We start from the raw sequence: 20,825 nt of genomic DNA, 5'->3' as shown, positions 1-20,825 counted from the left end.
TTTATAAGGCCTGATTTGGCAAGTGTATATTACAAATATATTGCATAACTTTGCGCTTTATCAAGAAAAACGACTATGCTCAAACGGATACCCCACACATACACCATCATTTCTTCGGTCATTCTACTCTGTGCAGTGCTTTCCTGGATCATTCCTGCCGGAGAATATATGCGAGAGACAATCGACGTAAACGGTATTTCCCGCACTGTCATTGTAGACCATTCTTTCCACCGGGTAGAACAGACACCCCAGACCTGGCAAGTGTTCAGCTCCCTTCTTGAAGGCTTCGAACGTCAGGCAGGAATTATAGCTTTCTTACTGATTATGGGAGGTGCCTTTCAAATAATGAATAGCAGCCGTGCTATTGATACCGGCATTTTTTCATTTCTGAATTTCACGAAAGGACTTGAAAAACACCGACTGATCAAAATACTGGGAGTAAACAATGTAGTGATATCCTTAGTCATCATCCTTTTCAGCCTTTTCGGTTCCGTATTCGGTATGAGTGAAGAGACACTGGCCTTCGTCATCATCATTGTCCCACTTGCCATATCAATGGGATATGACTCCATCACCGGGCTGTGCATGGTATACGTAGCTGCCCATATCGGCTTTTCCGGTGCAGTACTGAATCCTTTTACGATCGGCATTGCGCAAGGTTTGTCTGATCTCCCGTTGTTCTCCGGATTTGAATACCGTATGTTTTGTTGGCTGATACTGACCACCGCCCTGATTGTTTGTGTACTCAGATATGCCGCTGTCGTCAAAAAGCATCCGGAAAAATCACCTATGTATCATGCTGACGCTTATTGGCGGAAACGGGAAAAAGAAAGCTGTGGAGAGATATCCCATGTAACGACTCGCCAAGCATGGATCGTATACCTATTGTTACTCGTGTCCTTGGGGTTGTTCTCCATCATCTACCCGATCAGTACTTTTTCAGTAGGTGAAGCATCAGTCACCTGCTATGCAGTTCCCACCTTATCTATCTTGTTTGCAGTTTTCGGTTGGCTGGGTTTACGCAAATCCAACCAGTTCTTTATATTGACCTTACTCGCATTCACTATTCTTTTCCTGATTATCGGTGTCATGGGTCATGGCTGGTATTTACCGGAGATATCCGCCATCTTTCTGGCAATGGGCATTCTTTCGGGGTTTGCCAATAGTGAACATGCAGATGCTATCATCAAGCAATTCATGGATGGAGCCAAAGACATGTTGTCGGCCGCCATAGTTGTGGGACTGGCCGGAGGGATTATTCAAATACTGCAAGACGGACATATCATCGACCCCATTTTACATTCTTTGGCTTCACTGATGGGAGAAGCTGGAAAAATAGTATCTTTGGGGGTGATGTATCTGATACAGACACTCATTAACCTGATTATCCCTTCCGGGTCCGCCAAAGCAGCGTTAACCATGCCTATCATGGCACCCTTTTCCGATGTCATCGGACTTTCGCGGCAAGCTACGGTAATGGCTTATCAGTTTGGTGACGGATTTACCAATATGATCACCCCTACTTCTGCTGTATTGATGGGTGCCTTAGGCATTGCCCGCATACCTTATGAGATTTGGGTAAAATGGTTCTGGAAGATACTTCTTTTATTCATTATCCTAGGAATGGTACTACTGATTCCCACGGTACTTTTCCCATTGAATGGATTTTAGAGTTCCGTTCTCTTTCCTTCACCCGGAAAATGGAAAAGAGCCGGACTCCGAAGAATGTAAACCAGAATTTTCATAAATGACCATAAAGATACCGAAAGATTAAAGTAGAAAACAGTAATTCCGGAAAGATGAAACAAAAAGAGAAAGAAATCAAAACTAAATATATGAACCAAAAGCATTCACTCCCCCCTCTCCTTAAGAGAGGAACGGGGGTGAGGCCTTACTTAACAACAAATTGTATGAAAACCCTAACCCGCTTTCTAATCATTCCGATGTTGTCGGTTGCGTTCTTTTCATGCAGTGAGTCCCATTTCCTGAAAGATGTGGCTTACCGAAACCAAGTGACGCAAGATTTTGAAATGAAGAAGCAGCAACTTCCCAATGGAGAGTTGTTTGCAGTGTTTAATGAAAAGCTCACCATTCCCGAACAAGAGGCTTTAATGTTCCTCTATGCCTACATGCCTACAGGTGACGTAACGGATTATACAGGCGACTACTATCTGGAAAATGTCAGACTCTCCGATCAGGCACGTCGGGAAATGCCTTGGGGAAAAGAAATCCCCGATGACGTATTCCGTCATTTTGTGCTCCCCATTCGGGTAAACAATGAAAACCTGGATGACTCACGCCGGGTGTTTTACAATGAACTGAAAGACCGTGTGAAGAATCTGTCATTACACGACGCTGTACTCGAGGTAAACCACTGGTGCCACGAAAAGGTAATCTACACCCCAAGTGATGCCCGTACGAGTGCTCCACTCGCTTCCGTAAAAACCGCTTATGGTCGCTGTGGTGAAGAATCCACCTTCACCGTAGCAGCTCTTCGCTCGGTAGGTATTCCGGCACGACAGGTATATACTCCGCGTTGGGCACATACCGATGACAACCATGCATGGGTAGAAGCCTGGGTAGATGGCAAATGGTATTTCTTTGGTGCCTGTGAACCGGAACCGGTTTTGAACCTGGGTTGGTTTAATGCTCCCGCCAGTCGTGGTATGCTGATGCATACAAAGGTATTCGGACGCTATACCGGACAAGAAGAAATCATGTACGAAACTCCGAATTATACAGAGATCAACGTGATTGACAATTATGCTCCGACTGCCAAAGGTTCCGTACTCGTGACAGATGCCGAAGGTCAGCCGGTAGCCGATGCTACCGTAGAGTTCAAGGTCTATAACTACGCTGAATTTTATACGGTGGCCACCAAACATACAGACCGGAGCGGGCATGCATCATTGACTGCCGGCAAGGGTGATATGTTGGTATGGGCCTCCAAAGACGGACGGTTCGGTTATTCTAAACTATCATTCGGCAAAGACAATGAACTGAAGATCACACTGGACAAAAACGCCAGTGAAACCTATTCGCTTCCACTGGATATCGTTCCTCCTGCCGAAGGCGCCAACCTGCCCGAAGTGACTCCGGAACAACGTACTGAAAATGATCGGCGCATGGCACAGGAAGATTCTATCCGCAACGCATACGTAGCCACTTTCATTACCGAAGAGCAAGCTCGGACTTTTGCCAAAGAGAATAAGCTGGATGAAACCGAAACAGTACGCTTACTGATAGCTTCCAGAGGTAACCACCAGACTTTAACCGATTTCCTTTCTGATGCTGTAAAAGCCGATAAGGCCGGTCAGGCTATCAGCCTGCTGAAAGTAGTCTCGGCCAAAGACCTGAGAGACGTAAGCCCGGAAGTATTGAACGACCATCTGAATAACTCCGGCCTGCCCGCTTCTGAAGATTTCTGTAGCAACGTACTGAACCCGCGTGTAGCCAATGAAATGATCACTCCTTACAAAGCATTCTTCCGGAAAGAGATTCCGGCAAGTGAAGCAGAAGCCTTCCGCAAAAATCCACAAGCTTTGGTAGAATGGTGTAAAAAAGAGATCACAATCAATAACGAATTAAACTCACAACGTATACCAATGTCACCAATGGGTGTATGGAAAGCCCGGGTAGCAGACGAGAAATCCCGTAACATTTTCTTTGTATCCATGGCCCGTAGCCTGGGGATTCCTGCCTGGATAGATGAAGTGACCGGCAAGATTCAATATCGGACTTTCAATGACAACAACCTCAAGAACGGCAAGGTCTATGATGTCGATTTTGAAGCCGCACAGCAAACGCAGGCACCAACCGGAACGCTCGTAGCCCGCTACCGGCCGATCCCTTCGTTGAGTGATCCAAAATACTATTCACACTTCACCCTCTCAAAGTTCCGCAATGGAACCTTCCAACTCCTCAACTACGACGAAGGTGACGTAGATATGGGTGGAGGAGCCACCTGGTCGAACTTGCTGAAGAATGGTGCACGCCTGGACACAGGATACTATATGATGGTAACCGGTACTCGCATGGCAAGCGGAGCTGTATTGGCTAATGTGACTTTCTTCACCATTGAAGAGGGAAAGACAACAACTGTCGATCTGGTCATGCGCGAAAGCAAAGACCAGGTACAAGTAATTGGTAATTTTAATTCCGAATCGACTTATCTGCCTATAGGAACCTCCGAACCGCAAAGTATTCTTCAGACTTGTGGCCGGGGATACTACGTTGTAGCAGTGCTGGGAGCCGGACAAGAACCCACTAACCATGCCCTTCGGGATATTGCAGCTTTAAGCGGTGAATTTGAAAAATGGGGACGCAAAATGGTGTTGCTCTTCCCTAGTGAAGAACAGTACAAAAAGTTCCGCCCGTCAGAATTCCCCGGATTGCCTTCAACCATTACCTATGGTATCGACGTAGATGGAGCGATCCAGAAACAAATTGCCGAATCGATGAAGTTGCCAAACAGCACCATCCTGCCCATGTTTATTATCGGTGATACATTCAACCGGGTAGTCTTCGTGTCACAAGGTTATACCATCGGATTGGGCGAACAGTTAATGAAAGTAATCCATGGATTATAGAATAAAACGGGCACTTGCCTGAAACATATCCTCCATTAAAAAAGGAAGAAGTTCAGACTTCTTCCTTTTTTAATATATCATGAAATAGAAACAGACATCAAAGATTCCCTCCATACCGTTCACTATTCCCCAAACGTAAATATCCCTTTTATAGGTGTGTCGCCCGGAGAGTAACTTGTTATTCCCACTCTTCCCTCATAATAGGAGCTTTCAACAATAACCGTTACCTTTTCAGCATTATCCAATAACAAGGTTATATCTTCTTTTCCATCAGCAGATAGACGGATGTCAGGAGTTATTTCTTTCCCTTCATGATCCAGCACCCCGTCCGGAAGATAATGAAAGCCTACAATATCCATTGAATATATTCCATAATAGATATATACCTTAGCTTTATAATCCGTATGTATTCCGAAATCATCCTTATATTTCACAATAAAATCTGCGGTTCGCTCATCGGACTGTGGGATATCTCCTTTATCTTCATCATGGCAACTGCAGAGTAACGCCAATAATGCCAATAAAACAATCGAATATTTATGCAAGCTCATAGTTCCTTATAATTTATTAGTTCTCAATATGATATTACTTCCAAATATATAAAAATAATGCCGGACAAATACGATCATGCAACTATTTTTTTCTTAGGATTCCACCTTTAACTATTTTCCCCAATCACTAAATTCAAAACTCAGTTGTTCCCATACTCCCCGATGTTCATCCGCTTCTTCTCTCGGATTCGATACCGAAAGCCCGATCAAGCGAATGGGATGCTGCTCATACTCCACCTCTTTCAGCAATTGTTTGGCAAGGGGCAAGATTCTCTCAAGATTCGTAAGTTCCTGTGCCTGTGTCATGCTTCGTGTTATCTGGCTAAAATCATGAAACTTGATCTTCAGAGTTAGTGTATTTCCCCGGAACTCTTTCTGCTGCAATCGCTCTACAAGCTCCGTAGCTACGTGATAAAGCTCTATAATCACAGACGATCTTACATGGATGTCTTTCTCCAATGTATGCTCACATCCGATTGATTTACGTATTCTCACTGCTTCTACCGGTCGAAGATCGACTCCACGTGCAAAATCATAATAAAGCAGTCCCACTTTACCAAACTGACGTACCAGCATTTCAGACGAACACTCCCGTAACTGAAGTCCATTGTGTATCCCCAGTAAATGCATCTTCCGGGCAGTCACCGGCCCTACTCCCCAAAATGACTCAATAGGCAAACGGGCAATGAAATCGATTGCCTGATCAGGATGAATAGTACAAAGTCCGTCGGGTTTACGAAAGTCCGAAGCTATTTTAGCCAGAAATTTATTATACGACACGCCTGCCGATGCCACCAGGCTCAGTTCTTCACGGATACGTTGCTTGATAGCTTTAGCTATATCCACAGCCAGCAAGATCCCCTGCTTATTCTCCGTCACATCAAGAAACGCTTCATCCAATGACAGAGGTTCAATCAGATCGGTATACTCATGAAATATTTCGTGTACCTGACGGGAAACGGATTTATACACTTCCATCCGTCCGGGAACAAAAATCAATTGCGGACACAGACGTTTCGCCTTTTGTGACGACATAGCCGAACGAACTCCATAACGACGAGCTTCATAACTTGCTGCCGCTACTACTCCCCGCTCCTCGGCATGCCCCACGGCAAGCGGTTTACCACGCAATTCAGGATGATCCCTTTGCTCCACAGAAGCATAAAAGGCATCCATATCGATATGTATAATTTTACGTTCATTCATCTCTGCAATCCTTCTGCATCGCAGTTCTCCTTTCGGATAGCAAAGATAAGAGTAATTCTCTCAATCCAGTCGACCGGATTAGTTAATAAAATGAAGACCGGCAAGGTGGCTCCCTTACCGGTCTTCTGTCGGTCTATAAATTGTTTATATACTTCGTCGGTGAGCCCCCATAATATTTCTTAAACACGATCCCGAAGTATTTAGGATCACTGAAACCCGTCATATCCGCAACCTCAGCCACCGTATACTTTCTGCTCATTAACAAAACCAATGCTCTGTTGAGCCGCACATTACGAACATAGTCCGCAGGAGCATGTCCGGTTATCTCCTTAATCTTATTATAAAAACTCGAACGACTCATATTCATGCAGCCGCTCAGTTCACCAATCTTAAATCCGGAATCGGTCATCCTCTCTTCAATCAGACTTCTCACCTGACGAATAAACTCCTGATCACCTTCTGATGACTCTACCTCTTTATCGATAGGGTCCGAGGCCTCACCCCCCAAGGCCAAACGAATATACCTCTTACGGATCATTTCCCGGTTAGCAATCAAAGCTGCAATCTCAGTCTTTAAAGATGATATGGCAAAAGGCATCCACACATAAAGATCGGCATTCCGTTGAATGTACCGGTCATCCTCTCCCGGTTTCACTAACAATATTACCGGAATATGTGCTACTCTGTCATCCGATTTAATCCGAACGGCAAGTTCCTCACCCGAAATACGGGTAAGAACAGAAGAAGCCAGTACTGCATCCGGACATTGTTCACACACAGTCTCAAAGGCCGCCTCCGCATCACAAACAGACACAATCTTATACTCCTTCATCAGGATTTGCACAAGATAATTACACAAATCCTTATTCCTTTCAACCAATACCAGAGAATGTTTCTCTTTTTTCTTATCCGGACGTTTCTGCTCAGAAGTTTTCACTGTCGGCAGCATTCCGGTAACCGACAACAACTCACTATTCCCTGTGGAGAGCTCCGGTACGGATAATATCCCGGAGAATTCAGAAACTCTTTCCGATTGCCGGATGACAATAGGAAAAATTAAAATAAGCACCAGTTTTTGTTCTTCTTTATAAGCAAATTTGATTTTACCTTTATGCAAACAGATTAATTTACGTATAAATAGCCAACTCATTGTCTCGGAAGAACCTCCCGAAACGAACCCTTTATAATTTAGAATTTTTTTTTAAGAAACCCGTTATCCTCAGATTCCAGCCTCAACTCCCACTTTTGATTGTTACACGAAGTACTCAGAAGAATTTCGCCACCTCGATCCATACTGTCTGTAAAAGCCATTAACAGGTTTCTAAGAATGGCAGACATCTTATCCTTATCGAGGCATACGGTAGCAAAGGCAGGCTCCTCCGTCCAACGGAGCATAATGTCCTTCTCGCTGATATAATCTCTAATTCGGGCTACTGTCTCTTTCAAGAATATGGATAACTCATAGTCGGCAAGCGACAGACGCCCCGGAGCAGCAGAAACACGACTGATATTTTCCAGCTCAGCCAATAAATTGTTCACTCCCTTTATCTGTTGCAATACGTTACTAACAAGTTCGGAAGATGACTTTTCATAAAGATATTCCAAAGGAACTTTTATCAGTGTAAGTGGTAGACAAAGGTTACGTGTCGTATTCGCAAACAACCGTACTTGTTCTCTTGAAAGGTTTCTGTCTTGCCATACGAACCATGAACGTACGGCCAGAGAGCCCAACATAAGTGCCAAAAGACCGTAACAAAGGAAAGCTCCACCTGTCTTCCAAAGGGGTTGACGAATGATGATGTGCATATTTCTTTGCGCAAACGGCCGACCGTTATCAATGGATAACGCCCGCACAGAAAAGATATATTCACCCGGAGGAAGGTTCGAAAAACGAATTCTATTATCTACAGACGGAGCACTCCAATCCGTATGATCGAGTTTCCAACTGTAAGCTATATCCTGCTTTTCAGTATAGCGAATGGCAGTAGCCGTAAACGAAAAAGTATTTTCATTGTGCTCCAACTGTAACGTAGCTGTACAGTTCAGAGCTTTCTTCAATGGAGAATTCTCCGTTTCGACGGTCACCTCTTTGTCCAAAACCCGAAGTTCGTCCAAGTAAAATCCCAAACAAGCTTTACGCAGCGGTCGAGCCTTTTGTTTATCATACTCAATTGCGCCTTGATAGGTGCCCAAAATGTATCTTCCATTACCTAAGAAAGTACCCGATGTAATCCGAATTCCTTTACTCAGAAACCTGTAATATGAATGTTGTACAAGATCGAGCGAGAAAGCAAACCCATCACTGCTTCCCATTAACCGCCTGCTATCATCCGACCAAACAGCATATACATTACCGGTTCCTAAAGCAGCAACCGTATCCATCTGCTCATGCTCCGGATGATAGACCATTAATCCGTTTCCTTCAGTCCCAATATAAAGACAATCATCGGACTGATGCAAAGCATGAATGTGTAAACCGGACAAGCGTTTTACCTCCACGATACTATCGTTTTCCGGACAATAAAAAAACACCCCTTCATCCGTTCCAATCCAAAAACCGTCTTTATCCTTACGACACAATGCGTTTACTCCTGAAATACGTACATACGGTGTAACCGAATAATTACTTTTCTTTCGGATGAAGAACAAACCGTGTACATAGTTCCCGGCACATATCTCTCCCGGCTTTACTTCACACAATGCAGTATACATCTGACAAGGAAGAGGCGTAACAATCCGGTTCCATAAGCCTGTCGACGGATGAAAACAACTGATACCGTGATCCGTTGCAAACCAGACATCCCCATCCGAATCATGCAGAACCGCATTTATCCGATTGTTGGTCAGTGGATGACTGTCCCCGGACCGTGCCCTGTACCATTTATAATCATCAGGAGATTCCACATCGATCATTGATACGCCTTCCGGATAATCCGCCACCCAGATAAGTTTCTGATCATCTACAAACACGTCAGCAATCCGGTTGGTACGAATTGAATTATCATTCTCAAAATCAGTTTGTATAAAAGATGTAATATCCGGATTAACGATATCCATACGAAATATTCCCTCACCATCTGTAGCTACCAAAACAGTCCGGTCATCCCATATCCTCAGACCACTGACCCGACTATTCAACAATCGGTTCCAAGTACCAACCAATTGCTCCGACTTCATATCCCATACCCCTAATCCTTCCGAATAATCAAACATAACCAATCTTTGGGTATAAGGATGAAAAAGTATTTCATGTATCCGGCTATATCTTTTACCGGACAATTCTCCGGTTTGCCTGTCGACGGCATAATTCTTTATTGTAATTCCGAACAGCCCTTCATCCGAACCTACAAAATACTCTCCCGGAGCCACCTCTACCATACAGGAAATCGTTGCCAGGCTATGATCCACCCGATGAAAAGTATTAGATAGTATTTGATAGGCTATCAACCGGTTTCCGACAGAAAACCAGATATGACTACTGTTATCTACGCAGAGAAAATGAAGGGAAACATCATTCGGAATAACCAGATGATTCCTGCATTCGAATTTATCCAATGATGGATTGTACATCCATAAATATCCATTACGGGTGACTACCCACAACCCATTCCGATTATCTGTAAGCAACCGGCAATTGCCCATATAATAATCCATGGTTCGCCCTTCGGCCGGCAGTTTATAGTGTTTTAGCTTGGTCCCATCAAACCGACTGATTCCGGCATGGTTCATAAACCACATATAACCCAGAGCATCCCTTTGGATCTGATACACTTTACGAGTATTCGTTTCACTTCTTTCTACAATGTGTTTGCAAACGATGGCATGACATAATGAACCATACAACATCATCATGAAGTATATAATATATTTCATTCTATTTGTTTGTTATAATTTAAATGGAGTAGTTTATAAAAAGCAAGAATCAAACAAGAGGTAGCGAGGGAGGGGGAAAAGAAATACTACCTTCTTCACGTCACGTAAGGAGGTGATCGGATTTGTAGCGCTCCTACACGCTTTAAATCCCTCTCAGTTATCGTAGTGGATATTAACAAAATAACAGCAATGAGATGTTCACATAGTTTATTTATTAGTAACAAGACATTGAGAGAGGTGACTTACATGAAAAATCAATCTGATCTACATTAGAACGGGATAATATTCAATTTGTTTTCCAAATATGGTTTCTAATAAAAAAAAGACAGATTAACGGGGCATTTTCCAGAATATGAATTAGGAACAAATATGGGTAGACAATAATTTCCTTAACCAGACTTGGAATCAGATTGTTTTTCATTTGTCGATTCTCTATGACAAATTACTCCGAAGCCAAATGTAGAGTGTTTATTTTAAAAAACAAAATAAATTACCCGGACAAATAATTGGGGATAAAATGAAGTTAATCCAATATATTTCAACAACTTACGTTAGAGAAGAACTTTATAACCCGGACAATTGGGATCTTATTAACCCAAAAAGTCCCCCTGAATTTATAAGTTCAGGAGGACCTTTTTGTCATAAAGTGGAGCTGGAGGGATTCGAACCCTCGTCCAAACGAGGAAATCATAAGCTTTCTACATGCTTATCTTTGCCTAAGTTTTTCGTGCAGGAGCAGAACCAAAGCCATCAATTCCTGCCTTATCCTTTAAAGTTTCATCAGAAGCGCAAGGCCACTTCTGACTATCCCCGATGTAACTGCACCACTGAACCGGAATGCTTCGGAGCAACAGCTTCCGAGTGATGTCTCGTCCTGGCACCTGGTGCCTGGATTAAGCTAATCTACTATGATTCGATTAAGCAGCAAGAGCGTAATTAGTTTCGCCAGATAAAATTTTGATAACTGAGATTAAAGTGCAAATCACCGACGCACTGCATGCTTACCCACCATTTCTGCCCGCTGTCAAAACCAGTCAACCCCTTTTGAAATGAGGAAGTGGTAACCACTTATGTAGGTGCAAAGATAGATAATATTCGTCATATAGAAAGAAAAAGAGGGTGGATTTTAGATATTTTATTCATTCCGGAAAGAAACACAGGAGATTATACTAACTTTGTATTTTCAGAATGTAACAAAGACAACCAACAAAATCTCAAAACAACATCTATTCATTATGGTCAAGAAAATCATTAGTATCTGTGCTGCCGGTATGATTGTAGCCAGTTGCTCCCCCAAAAAGACAACAGCTCAGCCGACAGATCCGTCAACCACTGACAGTGAATTAACAATGCTGGTCGGAACTTACACTTCCGGCAACAGCAAAGGCATCTATACTTTCCGATTCAACGAAGAAACCGGAGAATCGCTCCCACTGAGTGATGCGGAAGTAGCAAACCCTTCATACCTCATTCCATCAGCGGACGGAAAGTTTGTCTACTCCGTCAATGAATTTAGCAAAGACCAGGCCGCAGTCAGCGCCTTTGCCTTCGACAAAGAAAAAGGAACTCTACACTTATTGAATACACAAAAAACAATGGGAGCCGATCCGTGCTATCTGACCACCAACGGAAAGAACATCGTCACAGCCAATTATAGCGGTGGAAGTATTACCGTCTTTCCTATCGGACAAGACGGAGCATTGCTACCCGCCTCAGACGTAATCGAATTTAAAGGTTCCGGTCCGGACAAAGAACGGCAGACGATGCCTCACCTACACTGTGTACGTATTACCCCCGACGGTAAATATTTACTGGCAGACGACTTAGGTACCGATCAGATACATAAATTCAATATCAACCCTAATGCCAATGCCGATAACAAAGAGAAATTCCTCACAAAAGGTACCCCGGAAGCTTTTAAAGTTGCTCCCGGTTCCGGCCCCCGGCATCTGATATTCAATTCAGACGGTAAGTTTGCCTACCTTATTAATGAAATCGGAGGGACGGTAATCGCTTTTCGATATGCTGACGGAATGTTGGACGAAATTCAAACTGTTGCGGCTGACACTGTAAACGCACAGGGAAGCGGTGACATCCACCTTAGCCCGGACGGAAAATATCTCTATGCCAGCAACCGCTTGAAAGCAGACGGAGTAGCTATCTTTAAAGTTGATGAGACCAACGGTACCCTAACCAAGGTAGGTTATCAGTTAACGGGAATCCATCCACGCAACTTTATCATCACTCCCAACGGCAAATACTTATTGGTAGCTTGCCGCGACACCAATGTCATTCAAATATTTGAAAGAGATCAGGCTACCGGATTATTAACTGATATCAAGAAAGATATAAAAGTAGATAAACCTGTTTGCCTGAAATTTGTAGACTGATAGAAAAAGAAGGTAAAGGAGAAACAAACAGTTTTAGTTTTACCCTAGAATAACCGAAAGGAAGACGTTTTTTTATTATTTTTGCATCACTTTATTAACCCTAAGAGATTTCACAAATATGAAAAGACACGTCTTCCTTTTGGTAACCTTGTTTACCATGAGCACTGTTGCAGCTCAACAACAACCAATTATTTCCCCCAAAGACTCTATCCCCTCTGTGATCGAACGCGTCACCGGAAAAGAGAACAAAGGATTTTCCGCTCACATGAATCTCCAATTATATACTTCATGTGCTGCCTCTTTTACTGAAAATGAGTTAGATGAAGTTGCTTTCAAGTTAAACCGGTTTAAGCTGGAAATCATAGGAAATATCAACCGGAAGTTCTCTTACCATTTCCGGCAATCTTTTAATAAATACAGCAACCCCTTTGCTCTGGATAATCTGTCCTCTTCCGTAGAGTATGCTTATCTGACCTATCACCTTTCCGATCGCTTTTCCATCACGGCCGGAAAGCAATTTCTTATGCTGGGAGGCTATGAGTACTATGTCAATCCGATTAAAGTACGTGAATTCAGCGAGTTTAATAATTATGTAAACTGCTTTCTGGCGGGAGTATCTGCCACTTGGAATGTGACTCCGACTCAAGAACTCAATTTTCAGATAGTCAACAACCGTAACGGTGGAGACGCAGATACTTACCTTCACGGCCTGCCGACAGATGTCGAAGCTACCAAAGTACCTCTGATATCGACCATTAACTGGAACAGTTATTATCTGGACAAAGCCATTCAGTTGAGATACGCCGCTTCATGGGGACAGCAGGCCAAAGGAAGAAATATAATGTATCTTACCGCAGGCAATGTTTACGAAAAAGGTCCATGGATCGCTTATATGGATTTCATGTACTCCCGACAAGGAATAGATAATAAAGGCATTATCAGCGCCTTACCTCGCATAGACTTGGAAAACCCGCAGACAGCCCAACATACCGAGTATTTTACCACGATTGCCAATGTAGACTACCGCTTCCACCCTAATTGGAATGCTTACCTGAAAGGTATTTACGAATCCGGAAAAATTTATAAAGCTAACGGTATCTTTGAAAAAGGTACCTATCGCCGGACATGGTGCGGACAAGTTTGTGTGGAATACTATCCAATGAGGAACAGCGAACTATTGATCTTCTTGCACTATCAATACAAACGGAATAAACTATTGAAACCCGCCCGCAATTTAGATGCTATAGACCCGAATACGCAGCGGATCTCGCTAGGGCTGGTATATTCCATACCGGTTTTTTAATCCCGGGCAGTTCATATAGGAAAGGCGAAAGAGTTTTATATTTAGGAAGGACTTTTTCGCTTTTCAAAGCTTTAACAACAATTCCCTTACCTTTCTTCGTACATTGCAAATAATCAGTACGCAAGGTTCCCTTCTTCATATCAAAAATAAGACCGGGATTAAAGTGTTGTCCGTTAATCCGCGTCTCAAAATGCAGATGCTCGGTAGTAGCCCGTCCGGTACGTCCGGTCAGGCCAATAGCCATTCCGGCTTTCACCACATCCCCACTCTTTACCAGATTCTTCACATTATGACTGTATACCGTCTCCAACCCATTGGGATGTCGTATCACAATCACATTGCCATACGCACCATAAGGTTTAGCCATACGTACCACCCCGTCAAAAGCTGCACGAATCGTATCGCGGGCACAAGTTTTTATGTCGTCACCGCTATGGCCTCCACGTGTTCCATAGCCCGAAATGACTTTGCCTCCCGGCAAAGGGAAAGAGTAATTCCGTGACAGGGACTTCAGATCCAGCATGACACAATTCTCCTTGGAAAAAAGTCCCGGTGTAGCCACCCGGACATGATTGACCTCCATATCCGAAAATTTGTTCTGTGCCCTACCCGATATGTTGGCACACAAAAAGCATACAGATAAAATCAGTAAAGTGAATATGTTTTTCATGGGGATATTCGTTATTCAAAGTAAGTAATTGTTCCTCCGTCCGAGTCAGCGTATTTTTTCAATAAAGTTTGTATCATTTCGGCAGCTTCCTGCAGTCCTTCTTTACCATTATAGCCATTAACGATAGCCAATATATGTGTTGTTTCCAGCCCCATCTTTGTCCGTTCGTTATCACTGGTCGGAGTCCCTATTCCCCCCACAGCATCCCGGTACACCGGCAGCCCCTCGATATTCAGCACACCACGCCCGATCCCTTCGAAAGGCTCATTGATCTTACCGATCCCCAGTTCCAGACCAGTGCCCGCTATCTTATCAGCATCAAAACCACCTATCGAATGTCCGGTCCGGAGAGAAACCAGGTTAATCAAATCGACCAAAGTATCAATCTGATACAAAGCAATCCCCCGCATCAATCTGCGACGTAACGCTTCGGCCGACGGCCGATATCTCCCAGGATCTTTCCCGCAGCGTTTGTAGGCTTCACGTGTGGCAGCTATCACAGGTTGTTTCTTAATATCTTCCAACCGGGTTGTTGCAGTGAGCATTTCTGTGAAAGATTGAATCTCCTCCCAAAGCCCTTCACAATAAGAAGTGTTTTTCACTTCAGCATATATAGCAACCCCTGCAAAAACAGGACATGCTTCTTTTAACTCTTTCGATACAATAATGGTATACATAATAAATCAAAATTTTATCTATCAGCTATTTATCATAATGCCCGACAAAATACGTCCGGACTTTATGCCCAATCTTCGCGCTGAAAAGAAATCCTCATGCCGGATGTAAGTACAAATATCCGCTATTTCAATTTGTACCCCCGGTACTCCAAAATCCAAAAGCTGTTGCCGGTTGGCTTCCCATAAGTCAATATGGTACTTATGTGTAACCGAATGCCTGAAAGAGATACGCGACATATCAAAACCATTCAAACGAAAAGCTTCATAAACTTCATCCCCCACCTCGAATGATTGTAGAGAGATACCCGGACCGATACATGCGATTACATCTTGTCCTTCCGTTCCAAAAACAGCCCGCATCTTCTCAAGCGTATGTCCAACAATATACTCCACTGTCCCCCTCCACCCGGCATGCACAGCCGCTACAGCATGATGTACTCTATCATACAACAATACCGGAATACAGTCTGCCGTGGAAATACAAATGCAGCATCCCGGCTCAGTGGTAATCAACGCATCAATCTCGTTTAGCATTTCCTGTTGCTGCTGCCCAGAAGCTCCAAGAAATTTTTCATCGACCGGAAGTATTTTCGTTCCGTGTGTCTGAAAAGGAATAATCAAATGCCTAGGAGCTTGCGATAGTGATTGAAACAACAACGTCTGATTCTTCTCTACCCTTTCAAGTTCATCTCCCGAAAAAGGTGAACAATTAAAAGAAGCATACGCCCCCTCACTATAACCGCCGTGACGGGTCGTTACAAAATGAGAAATGTTGGGGTATGCGCCCAACAGCCCATACCCCAACATTTTTCTATCGTCAGTGAGTGAAATCATTTATCTTCCCAATCCTCTTCTTCGTATTCGTAATCCAAATCGTCCTCATCACCATCACCATCATCCTCATATTCATAGTCGAGTTCTTCATCCTCACCCATATCTTTGAGTTCCTGCTGCAATCGGCTGACATCCTTCGGACGATGCACAATAGCTTCTATTTTATTGCTTTCCTTATTCAACTCCGTCCATAAAATGTCCTTCAGCACCGAAATGCCCAAACCGGATACAGATGAAATGAATACATGAGGAATTCCCTCCGGCAATGTCGGTTCTATTTCATCCATCAGCTCCTGATCCAGCATATCACTCTTAGTGATGGCAAGTACCCGTTGTTTATCCAGCATTTCAGGATTAAATGTTTTCAGTTCGTTTAGCAGCACTTCATAATCTTTACGGATATCATCGCTATCCGCCGGTATCATGAAAAGTAACAAAGAGTTGCGCTCAATGTGACGCAAGAAACGCAATCCCAATCCCTTACCTTCACTGGCACCTTCGATAATTCCCGGAATATCAGCCATTACAAACGACTGTCCGTCACGATAAGATACAATACCCAGGTTAGGCTCCAATGTTGTAAACGGATAATCGGCAATCTTTGGTTTTGCAGCAGAAATAGCAGATAACAAGGTAGACTTACCTGCATTTGGGAAACCTACCAGACCTACATCAGCCAGCAATTTCAATTCAAGGATTACAGTCATCTCCTGCATCGGTTCGCCCGGCTGGGCAAAACGGGGAGCCTGACGGGTAGCCGTCTTGAAGTGCCAGTTTCCCAATCCGCCACGTCCGCCTTTTAAGAGAATGACCTCTTGTCCGTGTTCTGTTACATCACATACATATTCACCTGTTTCGGCATTGTAAACCACCGTACCACAGGGAACTTCAATAATCTTATCCGCTCCGTCTTTACCGAAACTACGGTTCTTACTGCCCGACTCCCCATGACCAGCCATTGCATGACGATCATATCTCAAGTGAAGCAATGTCCAGTAATTCCGGTTACCACGCAGGATAACATGGCCTCCTCTTCCGCCATCTCCTCCATCAGGTCCACCGTTAGGAGTATATTTTTCTCGCCTCATGTGCGTAGAGCCTCTTCCGCCTTTACCCGAGCGGCAGTATATCTTTACGTAATCAACAAAATTCGATTCAGCCATAACCAATTATTTTTTCGATGTAATCATGTGCCAATATGTCCATTGGCTATAAATAGCGCATGGAGCATATCAGCACACATATTTTATAATTATAATGTATCTACCGCTTTACAAATATCTTCGAAGATACCTTCCATGGTTCCAAGACCATTGATATGCTGGTATTTGCCTTCGCCTTTATAATATTCTTTCAACGGTGAAGTCTGTGTATTATATACAACCAAACGTTTTTTGATGGTCTCTTCATTATCATCTGCACGGCCCGATTCCTTACCACGTTTAATCAGACGAGTCATCAGTTCTTCTTCCGGAACATCCAGATCCAACATCACAGAGATGTCCTGACCACGTTCTTTCAACATCACTTTCAACGCCTCAGCCTGTGGAATAGTTCTTGGGAAACCGTCAAAAATAACCCCTTTGCTATCTTTGAAACTATCAAACACACTTGCCAGAATGTCTACCATCAATTCATCCGGAATCAACTGTCCCTGATCAATGTAGCCTTTAGCTGTTTTACCCAGTTCTGTGCCGTTTTTAATTTCTGCACGCAATACATCTCCTGTTGAAATGTGATTAATTCCGTATTTCTCAACAATACGTTCGCTTTGTGTTCCCTTTCCTGAACCGGGAGCACCGAAAATTACAATGTTCAGCATCTTGTTAATTTATAATTCTACATTTTACCATTACTGGTATACCTATTATTTTATGTTAGTCTACAACTGTATAAATATCCGGATAGTTACGGCCGAAACCATCATAATCGAGACCATATCCTACAATGAAATCATTGGGAATATTCATTGCCACATATTCAATATTCAAGTCCACCTTCAGTTTATCCGGTTTCACCAGCAACGAAGCAATATGAATTTCTTTTGGTCCGCGTGTTCCCAATGTTTCCAGCAGACGCTGCATAGTCAGTCCCGTATCCACAATATCTTCTACAATAACGATCGTACGTCCCGCTATGTCTTCATTAATACCGATCACTTCCTTAATGGAACCGGTAGATGATACTCCCTGATAAGAAGCCAGCTTCACAAAAGAGATCTCGCAAGGGATCGTAATGTGTTTCAGCAAGTCGGCAGTAAACATAAACGAGCCATTCAACACACTGAGGAACAACGGGTTCTTACCTGCCAAATCACGATTAATTTCGTTCGCCACGCGAATCACTTCTTTCTGAATCTCTTGTTCCCTGATAGAAACAGTGAATAGTTTATCTTTTATCTGAATGGTATCCATAACCGGTTATTTTAAAAAAGTTGGTTGCAAAAATACGATTTTTATTCCACTCCTTACACCATCTCCTGCAAATTCTTTAAGAGAAGTCACAGAATCCCTCCGATATGCAAGGTGTGAAAAGCCATTCGGAAGTTGAACTAATAATTTTAATGGAATTAGTACCAACCGGCATCCGTCTTTTACCTATTTTTAGGTATTTCACACTCTTTAAGGACCCTCTATCTTTGCTGTCTCAAAAACAAAGATTATGATGAAAGTAAAATTAGCATTACTACTTACTCTTATAGGAACACTTCCTTTAGCAGCACAGAATGTACGGCAAGAACAGGACACAGTCTCTTATATGAACGATGATCCTTTCAATCTTGAACAAATTGTGGTTACGGCAACCCGAACAGAAAAGAAGATTAAGAACACACCGGTCATCACTCAGATAATCACCTCTAAGCAAATAGAAGAAAGAGGAACCGGTAACATTCAGGACCTTCTGACTCAAGAGGTTCCCGGACTTAACTTTCAGGAGGTTGGCTATGGAACCAGCATCGATATACAGGGATTAGGTTCCAAACACATCCTTTTCCTGATAGACGGCGAACGTATAGCGGGCGAAAACGGTGGCAACATCGACTATTCGCGAATCAATCTTTATAATATCGACCATATCGAAATAGTCAAAGGAGCTTCTTCGGCCCTCTATGGTTCTCAAGCGATGGGCGGAGTTATCAACATCATTACGCGTAAAGCCAAAAAGAAATTCGAGGCTTCCGCAGGCATACGCTATGCAGGAAGAAACCAGCAAAACTATAAAGATACTCCCAAAGATCATTCGCAATACAAATATCGGATTCATCTGGATAAACCCAATCTGAACACCAATCTGTCTCTTGGATTGAACCTGGGCAAGTTCACCATGAACACCGACGTACTTTACAAAAGTTTCGATGGATACCAATTATTCGATAAAAAACCTCTCGTGAAATATTTTCCGGCCTATAACACCACAATTACCGAAGAACTCAGTAAAACCCCGACCAGTATATCGGGATACGAAGACGTACAAGTAGCCCATAAAATGGACTATCGTTTCAGCAAACGGCTCAAAGTCCAGTTAAAAGGAAGCTATTATATGCTGAACAAATATGATTTTCAAGCAGATAATATATTCGAGAAATCAGAGGACTATACCTATGGCGGAAGCATAGATTACACGATTTCCGACAAATCCTCTTTGGTAGCCTCTGTTCATACCGATCACTACAACCGATATGATAAATACGAACTGAAGAGCGGTCGTCGTCTCGAATATAAAAACAATATTATCCAGCCCCGTATCGTATATAGCACTACGGCGCTCGATAAACAGACCATTACGGGAGGATTGGAATATTACAGAGAATCATTATTCAGTGATAAATTTGAAACCGGTGTGAAAGAAAACAAAAGCCAATGGTATGCCACCGCTTTCCTCCAGGATGACTGGAGCATCAACAAGCAATTCTCCGTAATAGCGGGACTCCGCTGCGACTATCACGAGAAATACGGTACCAACCTCACTCCCAAAGCTTCCGTGATGTATAAGATCTTTCCATTCACTGTCCGCTTTAACTATGCACGCGGCTACCGTTCACCCAGCATTAAAGAGTTGTACATGAACTGGGACCATCTGGGCATGTTCTGGATATATGGCAACAGTAAACTGAAACCCGAAACTAACAATTATATCTCTCTTTCGGGAGAATATGTGAACAGTTGGATCAATATCAATGCCAACGTTTATAGCAACTGGTTCCGAAACAAAATAGAAGGAATGTGGAGCAATGACCAAACGGAACTCCATTATATCAATATAGGAAAAAGCCGCCTGGCAGGAGTAGAGACCATGTGCAAAATACAAATAAACAGACATATCAATGTGCATGGAGCATACAATTATCTGTACACAAGCAAAGATGCGGATGGAGTCCGATTGAGCTCTTCCAGTCCACATTCCGGTAATATTCGTGCTGAATATAACACACGCATCCCACGCTATGCCACCGTTGTCAACCTGTCCGGCAATATTATGGGGAAAAAGAAATTCGATGTGTTGGATGAACTGGAAATAGACGGAAAGAAGGTAGAAGCCTACTATCAGGCTAAAGTAAACCCTTATTGTCTTTGGGATCTGACAGTATCTCAATATATCATGCAGAATCTGAGAATCACAGCAGGAATAACCAATTTGTTCGATTATACTTCAGATCGAGTGACTTTCAATACTTCCACTTCACCGGGAAGAAACTATTTTATCGCATGTAATTATACACTTTAATTAAACT

The 20,825-nt window shown here is 43.1% G+C and carries 15 protein-coding genes and 1 other RNA gene; 5 read left to right on the top strand and 11 right to left on the bottom strand.

All coding sequences use genetic code 11. The features are described 5' to 3' along the window. Nucleotides 1-75 precede the first annotated feature (75 nt). On the top strand, nucleotides 76-1,671 hold the full coding sequence (locus BF9343_RS04925) for a YfcC family protein (RefSeq protein ID WP_010992273.1): 1,596 nt from the start codon (nucleotides 76-78) through the stop codon (nucleotides 1,669-1,671). Between the two features lie 239 nt (nucleotides 1,672-1,910). Further along, nucleotides 1,911-4,589 (top strand): transglutaminase domain-containing protein, encoded by a 2,679-nt coding sequence (locus BF9343_RS04920; protein WP_010992272.1) that lies wholly within the window; start codon nucleotides 1,911-1,913, stop codon nucleotides 4,587-4,589. Between the two features lie 122 nt (nucleotides 4,590-4,711). Here BF9343_RS04920 and BF9343_RS04915 read toward each other — a convergent pair whose 3' ends face one another. The 5 genes from BF9343_RS04915 to ssrA form a co-directional block, all read right to left on the bottom strand. Beyond that, nucleotides 4,712-5,140 carry a hypothetical protein gene (locus BF9343_RS04915; RefSeq protein WP_005785554.1) on the bottom strand — a complete coding sequence of 143 codons (429 nt, stop codon included), beginning with the start codon at nucleotides 5,138-5,140 and terminating at the stop codon, nucleotides 4,712-4,714. 111 nt (nucleotides 5,141-5,251) lie between these two features. Continuing rightward, nucleotides 5,252-6,346 (bottom strand): DNA polymerase IV, encoded by a 1,095-nt coding sequence (gene dinB, locus BF9343_RS04910; protein ID WP_008768057.1) that lies wholly within the window; start codon nucleotides 6,344-6,346, stop codon nucleotides 5,252-5,254. A gap of 133 nt (nucleotides 6,347-6,479) precedes the next feature. After that, on the bottom strand, nucleotides 6,480-7,496 hold the full coding sequence (locus BF9343_RS04905; protein WP_041926176.1) for a response regulator transcription factor: 1,017 nt from the start codon (nucleotides 7,494-7,496) through the stop codon (nucleotides 6,480-6,482). 38 nt (nucleotides 7,497-7,534) lie between these two features. After that, nucleotides 7,535-10,219 (bottom strand): ligand-binding sensor domain-containing protein, encoded by a 2,685-nt coding sequence (locus tag BF9343_RS04900; protein ID WP_041926175.1) that lies wholly within the window; start codon nucleotides 10,217-10,219, stop codon nucleotides 7,535-7,537. Nucleotides 10,220-10,863: 644 nt separating this feature from the next. Continuing rightward, nucleotides 10,864-11,261: a transfer-messenger RNA gene (gene ssrA, locus BF9343_RS21645) on the bottom strand. Between the two features lie 193 nt (nucleotides 11,262-11,454). Between ssrA and BF9343_RS04890 the strand changes: the two genes are divergently transcribed. Together BF9343_RS04890 and BF9343_RS04885 are read left to right on the top strand one after the other, a co-directional pair. After that, nucleotides 11,455-12,609: a lactonase family protein gene (locus BF9343_RS04890; RefSeq protein WP_005785546.1), complete on the top strand. Its 1,155-nt coding sequence runs from the start codon at nucleotides 11,455-11,457 to the stop codon at nucleotides 12,607-12,609. A gap of 118 nt (nucleotides 12,610-12,727) precedes the next feature. Further along, on the top strand, nucleotides 12,728-13,912 hold the full coding sequence (locus BF9343_RS04885) for an OprO/OprP family phosphate-selective porin (RefSeq protein ID WP_005785545.1): 1,185 nt from the start codon (nucleotides 12,728-12,730) through the stop codon (nucleotides 13,910-13,912). Here the strand turns inward: BF9343_RS04885 and BF9343_RS04880 are convergent. The 6 genes from BF9343_RS04880 to hpt all read right to left on the bottom strand — a co-directional run bounded on the left by BF9343_RS04880 (nucleotide 13,851) and on the right by hpt (nucleotide 18,507). Continuing rightward, entirely contained in the window at nucleotides 13,851-14,582 is a 732-nt protein-coding gene (locus tag BF9343_RS04880) for a M23 family metallopeptidase (protein ID WP_005785544.1), read from the bottom strand. The genes BF9343_RS04885 and BF9343_RS04880 overlap by 62 nt on opposite strands. Before the next feature lie 11 nt (nucleotides 14,583-14,593). Next, nucleotides 14,594-15,259 carry a B3/B4 domain-containing protein gene (locus BF9343_RS04875; protein ID WP_009291724.1) on the bottom strand — a complete coding sequence of 222 codons (666 nt, stop codon included), beginning with the start codon at nucleotides 15,257-15,259 and terminating at the stop codon, nucleotides 14,594-14,596. Between the two features lie 21 nt (nucleotides 15,260-15,280). After that, a complete protein-coding gene (gene pgeF / locus BF9343_RS04870) occupies nucleotides 15,281-16,093 on the bottom strand; it encodes a peptidoglycan editing factor PgeF (protein WP_010992271.1) in 813 nt (270 codons plus the stop codon). Continuing rightward, nucleotides 16,090-17,256: a GTPase ObgE gene (obgE, locus tag BF9343_RS04865; RefSeq protein ID WP_005812983.1), complete on the bottom strand. Its 1,167-nt coding sequence runs from the start codon at nucleotides 17,254-17,256 to the stop codon at nucleotides 16,090-16,092. The genes pgeF and obgE overlap by 4 nt, the downstream gene beginning before the upstream one ends. 89 nt (nucleotides 17,257-17,345) lie before the next feature. Further along, nucleotides 17,346-17,915: an adenylate kinase gene (locus tag BF9343_RS04860; protein WP_005785533.1), complete on the bottom strand. Its 570-nt coding sequence runs from the start codon at nucleotides 17,913-17,915 to the stop codon at nucleotides 17,346-17,348. A 55-nt stretch (nucleotides 17,916-17,970) separates the two neighbouring features. Beyond that, complete coding sequence (gene hpt / locus BF9343_RS04855) at nucleotides 17,971-18,507, bottom strand: hypoxanthine phosphoribosyltransferase (RefSeq protein WP_005785529.1); 537 nt, start codon at nucleotides 18,505-18,507, stop codon at nucleotides 17,971-17,973. Nucleotides 18,508-18,754: 247 nt separating this feature from the next. Between hpt and BF9343_RS04850 the strand changes: the two genes are divergently transcribed. Then, a complete protein-coding gene (locus BF9343_RS04850) occupies nucleotides 18,755-20,818 on the top strand; it encodes a TonB-dependent receptor plug domain-containing protein (protein ID WP_005793172.1) in 2,064 nt (687 codons plus the stop codon). The last annotated feature ends 7 nt before the right edge of the window (nucleotides 20,819-20,825 follow it).

The organism is Bacteroides fragilis NCTC 9343 (assembly GCF_000025985.1).
Lineage (GTDB): Bacteria > Bacteroidota > Bacteroidia > Bacteroidales > Bacteroidaceae > Bacteroides > Bacteroides fragilis.
Note: the sequence above shows the minus strand (reverse complement) of the source record. Positions and strands in the feature narration are given on the sequence as shown.

Bases quoted from the DNA above. Each gene is read 5' to 3' on its own strand.
- BF9343_RS04925 (WP_010992273.1), top strand. From the start codon at position 76: ATGCTCAAACGGATACCCCACACATACACCATCATTTCTTCGGTCATT.
- BF9343_RS04920 (WP_010992272.1), top strand. From the start codon at position 1,911: ATGAAAACCCTAACCCGCTTTCTAATCATTCCGATGTTGTCGGTTGCG.
- BF9343_RS04915 (WP_005785554.1), bottom strand. From the start codon at position 5,140: ATGAGCTTGCATAAATATTCGATTGTTTTATTGGCATTATTGGCGTTA.
- dinB (WP_008768057.1), bottom strand. From the start codon at position 6,346: ATGAATGAACGTAAAATTATACATATCGATATGGATGCCTTTTATGCT.
- BF9343_RS04905 (WP_041926176.1), bottom strand. From the start codon at position 7,496: ATGAGTTGGCTATTTATACGTAAATTAATCTGTTTGCATAAAGGTAAA.
- BF9343_RS04900 (WP_041926175.1), bottom strand. From the start codon at position 10,219: ATGAAATATATTATATACTTCATGATGATGTTGTATGGTTCATTATGT.
- BF9343_RS04890 (WP_005785546.1), top strand. From the start codon at position 11,455: ATGGTCAAGAAAATCATTAGTATCTGTGCTGCCGGTATGATTGTAGCC.
- BF9343_RS04885 (WP_005785545.1), top strand. From the start codon at position 12,728: ATGAAAAGACACGTCTTCCTTTTGGTAACCTTGTTTACCATGAGCACT.
- BF9343_RS04880 (WP_005785544.1), bottom strand. From the start codon at position 14,582: ATGAAAAACATATTCACTTTACTGATTTTATCTGTATGCTTTTTGTGT.
- BF9343_RS04875 (WP_009291724.1), bottom strand. From the start codon at position 15,259: ATGTATACCATTATTGTATCGAAAGAGTTAAAAGAAGCATGTCCTGTT.
- pgeF (WP_010992271.1), bottom strand. From the start codon at position 16,093: ATGATTTCACTCACTGACGATAGAAAAATGTTGGGGTATGGGCTGTTG.
- obgE (WP_005812983.1), bottom strand. From the start codon at position 17,256: ATGGCTGAATCGAATTTTGTTGATTACGTAAAGATATACTGCCGCTCG.
- BF9343_RS04860 (WP_005785533.1), bottom strand. From the start codon at position 17,915: ATGCTGAACATTGTAATTTTCGGTGCTCCCGGTTCAGGAAAGGGAACA.
- hpt (WP_005785529.1), bottom strand. From the start codon at position 18,507: ATGGATACCATTCAGATAAAAGATAAACTATTCACTGTTTCTATCAGG.
- BF9343_RS04850 (WP_005793172.1), top strand. From the start codon at position 18,755: ATGATGAAAGTAAAATTAGCATTACTACTTACTCTTATAGGAACACTT.